Origin of the sequence: Protofrankia sp. Cr1, assembly GCF_963555865.1 — a bacterium.
In the GTDB taxonomy this organism is placed as follows: Bacteria; Actinomycetota; Actinomycetes; order Frankiales; family Frankiaceae; genus Protofrankia.
In genome coordinates, this window is the sequence record NZ_CAUVXO010000148.1 from 7,626 (window position 1) to 9,680 (window position 2,055).

Here is a 2,055-nt window from a genome sequence, read left to right on the forward strand (position 1 = left end):
GAAGAAGTGGCCGGGTGGGTAGGCCCGGTCGGTTCGGGAGCGCGGCATGCCCCGGAGCGCATCGGTCAGCGTCCGCGCGGTGTTGACCAGCGGCACATGACTGAACGCCTGCGGGAAGTTGCCGACCATGCGCCCCAGCCGCGGGTCGTACTCTTCCGCCAGCAGCCCCACGTCGTTACGCAGGGCCAGCAGCCGTTCGAACAGCTCCTGGGCCTCGCGCACCCGCCCCGACAGCGCGTAGTTGTCGGCGAGCCAGAAGGTGCAGGCCAGGAAGGCGCCCTCACCAGCGGGCAGCCCGTCCACGGCACCGTCCTCGGCGGTCGGGTAGCGCAGTACGAAGCCGTCCTGCATGAGCTCACGTTCGATGGCGCTCACCGTGCCGACGACCCGCGGATCCGTCGCGGGCAGGAAGCCGACCAGCGGCATGTACAGCAGGGCGGCGTCCAGCTCGGTGGAGCCGTAGAACTGCGTGAAGGTGTTGCGGTCGGGGTCGAAGCCCCGGATGCAGACCTCGTTGTGGATCTCGGCTCGCAGCGCCGTCCAGCGGTCCAACGGGCCGGGCAGGCCCGACTCGGTGATGCCCTTGATCGCCCGGTCGGCCGCCACCCAGGCCATGACCTTGGAGTGGACGAAGTCCCGCCGCGGCCCTCGGACCTCCCAGATGCCCTCGTCAGGCTTACGCCATCCGGTCTCCAGGAAGTCCATCAGCTTGGACTGCAGGGCCCAGGAGTCGTCGCGGCCGTCCACCTCGGTCGCCATCCGGGCCACATGCAGCGCGTCCAGTACCTCGCCGTAGACGTCGAGCTGGAACTGTTCGACGGCGCCGTTGCCGACCCGTACGGGCGACGAACCCTCGTAGCCGGGCAGCCACGGCACTTCGTACTCGGTGAGCCGGCGTTCACCGCCGACCCCGTACATGATCTGGACCCGGGAGGGGTCACCGGCCACCGCGCGCAGCAGCCATTCCCGCCACGCGGTGGCCTCGCTGGTGAAGCCGGCATCGAGCAGAGCGAGCAGGGTGATGGTGGCGTCGCGCAACCAGCAGTAGCGGTAGTCCCAGTTGCGGACGCCACCGATCATCTCCGGCAGGGATGTGGTGACCGCCGCGACGATGCCGCCGGTGGGGGCGTACGTCAGCGCCTTGAGGGTGATCAGGGACCGCCGGACGGCCTCCTGCCACTGTCCGTCGTAGGTGCAGCCGGCCATCCACTCCGCCCACCACGACTCGGTGAGATCGATCGCCCGGCGGACGTCGATCTGGGTGGGTGCGCGACGGTGTGAGGGACACCAGGTCAGGGAGAACGGCACGGACTGGCCGGCGGACACCGCGAACTCCGCGAAGGTGGCCATGTCGTGGCCCTCCATCGGCGCGGTTGTACGCAACGTCACCGCGTCCGGCCCGGCGACCGCGATCATTGTGTGATCGTCCAGCCGTCGCACCCAGGGGACGATCGAGCCGTAGTCGAACCGGATGCGGGTCTCGCTGCGCATCCGCACGGTGCCTTCGACGCCCTCGACCAGCCTCAGCACGATGTGCTCGCCTGAGCGCGGGTACATGGCGTCGACGATGCGCACGGTTCCGTTCGCCGTGGTCATGTCGGTTTCCAGGACGAGGGTGTCACCCCGGTAGCGGCGGCTCACCGCGAGCACGGGATCGACCGGCGCGATCTTCCAGTGGCCGGAGTCGTTGTCGCCGAGCAGGGCGGCGAAACAGGCGGTCGAGTCGAACCGCGGTAGGCACAGCCAGTCAATCGAACCGTCCCTGGAGACCAGCGCGGCCGAATGTGTGTCGCCTATCACCGCGTAGTCCTCGATACGGGAGGGCACGGTCTCTCCGGGGTTTCTTGGGGCCTGCGGCGACGCGAGGAGACGGACTCCACGGATCGCTTCGCGATCCGCTGGGACCCCCCCATGATCACGTCGTCCCTGGCCGGTGTGGACAGGTCGGGTGTGATGAACATCCCTCGCGTTCGCGTGGGCAAGACCGCTTACCTTAAGGCCTCGCCGCAACAGCTAGGTTAGGGGCACGCCGTACTGGTGGTGGCCCGGTCAGAC

The 2,055-nt window shown here is 68.8% G+C and carries 1 protein-coding gene; it reads right to left on the reverse strand.

Annotated features, from left to right (window positions below; translation table 11 throughout):
• The coding region (locus U9980_RS13595) for a glycoside hydrolase family 15 protein (protein WP_322768241.1) at positions 1-1,827 on the reverse strand (1,827 nt) is incomplete at its 3' end.
• Between the last annotated feature and the right edge of the window lie 228 nt (positions 1,828-2,055).